This is a genomic window from Wolbachia endosymbiont of Pentidionis agamae (genome assembly GCF_036711655.1).
Taxonomy (GTDB): Bacteria; Pseudomonadota; Alphaproteobacteria; order Rickettsiales; family Anaplasmataceae; genus JAZHPY01.
The window spans coordinates 1-4,669 of the sequence record NZ_JAZHPY010000083.1; the positions used below are offsets into that span (position 1 = coordinate 1).

At 30.4% G+C, this 4,669-nt stretch carries 4 protein-coding genes and 1 pseudogene; all 5 read right to left on the reverse strand.

The window, feature by feature from the left end; translation table 11 throughout:
- Window positions 1-595 (reverse strand): SDR family NAD(P)-dependent oxidoreductase (locus tag V6U76_RS04560; protein WP_333023914.1); only part of this gene is annotated, 595 nt, incomplete at its 3' end.
- A gap of 2 nt (window positions 596-597) precedes the next feature.
- Window positions 598-2,112 carry a bifunctional phosphoribosylaminoimidazolecarboxamide formyltransferase/IMP cyclohydrolase gene (gene purH, locus V6U76_RS04565; RefSeq protein ID WP_333023916.1) on the reverse strand — a complete coding sequence of 505 codons (1,515 nt, stop codon included), beginning with the start codon at window positions 2,110-2,112 and terminating at the stop codon, window positions 598-600.
- Window positions 2,113-2,219: 107 nt separating this feature from the next.
- Window positions 2,220-2,444 (reverse strand): annotated as a pseudogene (locus tag V6U76_RS04570) (transposase family protein); the annotation flags it as partial.
- A 234-nt stretch (window positions 2,445-2,678) separates the two neighbouring features.
- Window positions 2,679-3,290 (reverse strand): COQ9 family protein, encoded by a 612-nt coding sequence (locus V6U76_RS04575; protein ID WP_333023917.1) that lies wholly within the window; start codon window positions 3,288-3,290, stop codon window positions 2,679-2,681.
- A gap of 5 nt (window positions 3,291-3,295) precedes the next feature.
- Window positions 3,296-4,669: chromosomal replication initiator protein DnaA (dnaA, locus tag V6U76_RS04580; protein ID WP_333023919.1), on the reverse strand; the 1,374-nt coding region annotated here is incomplete at its 5' end.

Genomic DNA, 4,669 nt, shown 5'->3' on the forward strand with positions numbered 1-4,669 from the left:
ATATATTATTTTTTTGCTCTTCATTTAAAACTTTAGTCATATTAGTATCAATAAATCCTGGAGCTATGCAATTTACTGTAATATTTTTACTTGCTACCTCCTTTGCCATAGATTTACTCATTGCAATTATCCCTGCTTTAGAGGCCGCATAATTCGCTTGTCCAGCATTTCCTATTATCCCTATAATGGAAGTAATATTTATAATCCTCCCCCAATTATTTCTAAGAAGCTTTTTATATGCACTTCTGTTTAATTTGAATGTAGACGTCAGATTAATATCGATAACTCTCTGCCATGCTAGATCAGTTATTCTTAGCATTAAACTATCTTCTACAATGCCAGCATTACATACCATGCCATCAAAACCAGACATTAATATGCTAGCTTCTTCCACTAATTGATTAACTTCTTCAACATTTGATAGATCACATGGTAACATATATATATTTTCTTGTATCATTTTTTCAAGCACTTCTTTTTTTGTGCCGGATATACATAAAGTTGCTCCAGCTTCATGCATGTTCTTTACAATTGCTCGTCCCATACCACCAGATGCACCTGTAATTAAAAATTTTCTACCATCTAATCTAAACATATTTAATGAGAAAAATTACGAATACCAGTAAATAACATAGCAATATTTTTTTGATTTGCAATTTCTATTACTTCTTTGTCTTTTATCGATCCACCAGGCTGGATTATAGCAGTTATCCCGTGCGCTGTGCTTTTTATTATGCTATCAGGAAATGGAAAAAATGCATCTGAAGCAAGAACAGCACCTTGGCACTTTGTTTCAGCTTGAGCAAGCGCAATGTTCACACTATCTATTCTGCTTGTTTGCCCAGCACCAATTCCAATAGTACATCCATCTTTAGTAATTACTATGGCATTGGATTTGACATGCCTACATACCTTCCATGCAAAAATGAGATCTTTTTTTTCTTTCTCTGTAGCCGCACGCTCTGTTACCTGCATATCTTCCTCTACTTTTATTATATGATGATCATTTTCTTGTACTAAAAATCCACCTGAGACACTTTTAACTTGATATTTTGCTCTTTTATGAAAGAACTTATTAAGCAGTATCCTTAGATTTTTTTTGTTTTTTAAAACTCTCAGTGCTTCTTCAGTAATTGAAGGTGTTATTATTACCTCTAGAAAAATTTTACTTAATTCCTCTGATACTTCTAAGTTTATTTCTCGATTAAAAATAACTATACCACCGAAACTACTTATTTCATCGCATGATAAGGCCTTTTTATAAGCCTCTAAGGAGTTTTTACCAATTGCAACACCACAAGGATTATTATGTTTAATTATTACTACTGCTGGCTCTTCAAATTCAGCAATGATATTTAGTGCAGACTCAGTATCGACTATATTATTATAGCTTAAATCTTTTCCATGTATTTTTTCTAGTGGATAGTTGCTAAATTGGCTGCCGTAAAAAGCAGCTTTTTGATGAGGATTTTCACCATACCTTAAATCTTGTTTTTTAAATCCAGAAAGTGAAAAAAATTCTTGTAACCCATTTGTGTTACAGAGCCAATTGTGAATCATAGCATCATAGTGTGCTGTAAGAGCAAAAGCTTTAGTTGCTAAATATTTTCTATATTCTAATGTTGTCTCATAATTATTTTTTGTCATCTCTGCTTTAAATATTTCGTAATCCTGAATATTAGAAATAATTGATACAAAATGGAAATTTTTTGCAGCTGCTCTAATTAATGCAACACCACCTATATCTATCTGCTCTATAATCTTTTCTGTACTCAAGTTTTCCTTGCTTGCAAACTCTTCAAATGGATATAAATTAACGACTAGAAGATCTATTGTTTCAATATCTAAGTTCTTTATCTCTTCTTTATGTTTTTCTCTATCACTTAATATTCCACCATGAATTTTGGGATGCAAAGTTTTTACTCTACCACCTAAAATCTCTGCAGACTTAGTATAATCTGAAACTTCTTGCGTTTTAATGCCTACTTTAGATAGTACATTATAAGTATTTCCTGTGGACAAAATTTCTATTTTCTGCTCTACCAAGAATGATGCAAGATCTAGTATATCTGTTTTATCATAGACTGAGATAAGTGCTTTTTTTATTTTCATTACTGTAGGTATAAATTTTAATTATAACAAAAAAGACGAAATAACTATAGCCTTAATTACTGTAAAGTAGATTCAATACATAGAATAAGTATCTTATTTTATAGCAATCATCCTTTAATTAGACCTCTTGCATAACTCATATCCAGATTGTAAATTCCAGCTATCAAATAGAATCTTAAACCAAAACGTTTTCGTCTATTTTAGTATTTATCTGCTATAATTTTAAACCTTTTTAATAAGCCAGTCACATTTTCTACGACTACTCTCTGACTTGCAAGCTCTTGATTTTCTTTTCTTTTTTCTTTAGTTCTTTTCGTCTTCCTATCAGGCTTTCATGAATTTTTTACAAATCTCTATATCTGCAAGAACCTTTGAAATATGAGTTATTGATTATAACTCACCTATCTAGTTTAGCAATTCTCTTTTTTTAATATTTTGCAGGTAGGTCTTAGAGGAAAAACATAAACTGTTACTCATATCATGACATTTTTTTTCATATAGTAAATGCTTATAACAAAATATCTAAAGCATTCAACTTGATATGGTAAAACATATCTCTTGTTTTCTTAAAATTTTTTGTTAAAAAAGCTAGAAAAAAAGATTTTTACTTCTTTTTTTAAATTATGAAATACTACTATGTTTTTTATGCGTCTATCTAAGAATGATAGAGTATCAATAAAATTCTCTGAATGATCTTCAATAAAGATTAGTAAAATACTTAAGTAAAGTCCTGCAAGCGTGACACGTTTTGTATAATAATTAAAATCTATAGATTGATCATTGATACCATGCCATATAACATCTGAAATTTTATATAGCATTTGATTAGAAAAGTAGATATTTTGTGGTAATATAAAAAATGACAAGACTTTTTTCAAAAATTCTCTATAATTTTTTAATTTTGTATAATTTAATAAATGTATTTTTATTGCTAGCTTTACTCTTTCATTAAGCTTAATATTGTCTAAATCCATACTCTGTAATTCACTTGCCATAGAATGATTAAAATCTTCTAGAATATATTCTAAGGCACTGTAAATCCCATTTTGAAATTTACAGAAAGCATTTTCTAGACCTAAATCTTTACATGTTTTTAATAAAGCCTCATTGCTTATACCTATAAAAGGTATAACCTTTTCTAATTTTTTAATTATAAAATTTATTTCGCTATCTTGCATCAAGATTACTTTAATAGTTTATTTAGCAAGTTAATTGTACTAGCAAATTCTGTATCACTTTTTATCAAATTTTCTACTTGCTTTACTGCATGTATAACAGTTGTATGATCCCTGCCACCAAAACTTCTTCCAATATCCGGCAAACTTTTTTGTGTTAGCTTTTTTGATAAATACATAGCAATTTGTCTAGGCCTTGCAAGACTACGGAGCTTTTTGCTTGAATGCATATCTATGATCTTTATATTAAAAAACTCAGCAACCTTTTTCTGTATCTCTTCTATCGTAGTTGACCTATGATTTGATCTCAAAAGGTCAGCAAGAGTCTCGCTTGCAGATTCTACGGTGATGCTTTGACCAACTAATGAAGAATAAGCCATAACTTTATTAAGGGCACCTTCAAGTTCCCTAATATTAGATTTTATATTTCTTGCAAGAAATATTAGTACATCGTTCGGAATATATACATTCATCTTTTCTACCTTTGACTGAAGTATACCAAGCCTAAGTTCAAAAGTTGTCTTATTGATATCTGCAACTAAGCCCCATCCAAGGCGAGATCTAATTCTTTCTTCTACTCCATTTAGATCACTAGGTGACCTATCAGCTGAAATTACTAATTGTTTGTTTTGATCTATTAATGCATTAAAAGTATGAAAAAATTCTTCTTGAGTACTATCCTTTCTACTAATGAATTGTACATCATCAACCATTAATACATCAACAGATCTGAATTGCTCTTTAAACACCATAATGTCCTTACTCCTTAACGCAGTAATATACTGATACATAAACTTTTCTGCAGATAAATACATAACTTTTCTTTTTGTTGGCACTATATACCAAGCTATAGCATGCATTAAATGTGTTTTTCCAAGCCCTACACCACCATATAAAAATAAAGGATTACTACCTAGTATTGGATCTAAGGATTCTGCTACTCTCCTTGCTGCTGCAAAAGCTAACTCGTTTGGCTTTCCCACTACAAAATTATCAAAAGTAAATCTTGAATCTAGGGGGGATCCTAGGTTAAAATCCTTATGTTTTGTTAAAACATTAGAATTAACATTACTGCTCTGCCCTTCAGAAATTTTAATATCAATGGAATGTACTTCTGCATCCTCATTTTTCCATAATAAGAAAATTTTCTCCAAATAATGAACAGTAACCCACTCCTTAATGAATCTTGTTGGTACAGATAACGTAATTTCTCCATCTCTGCAATCTAAGAAACTCAACGAATTCAACCAACTATTATACGTTGCTTCTCCATAAAGCTTACGCAAATGATCCTGAATTCTTTCCCAAATAACAACATAATCTCTCACTGTGACTATAGGATTAAAAAAAATATCTGTAACTTTAGGATTGGTTAAATTCAT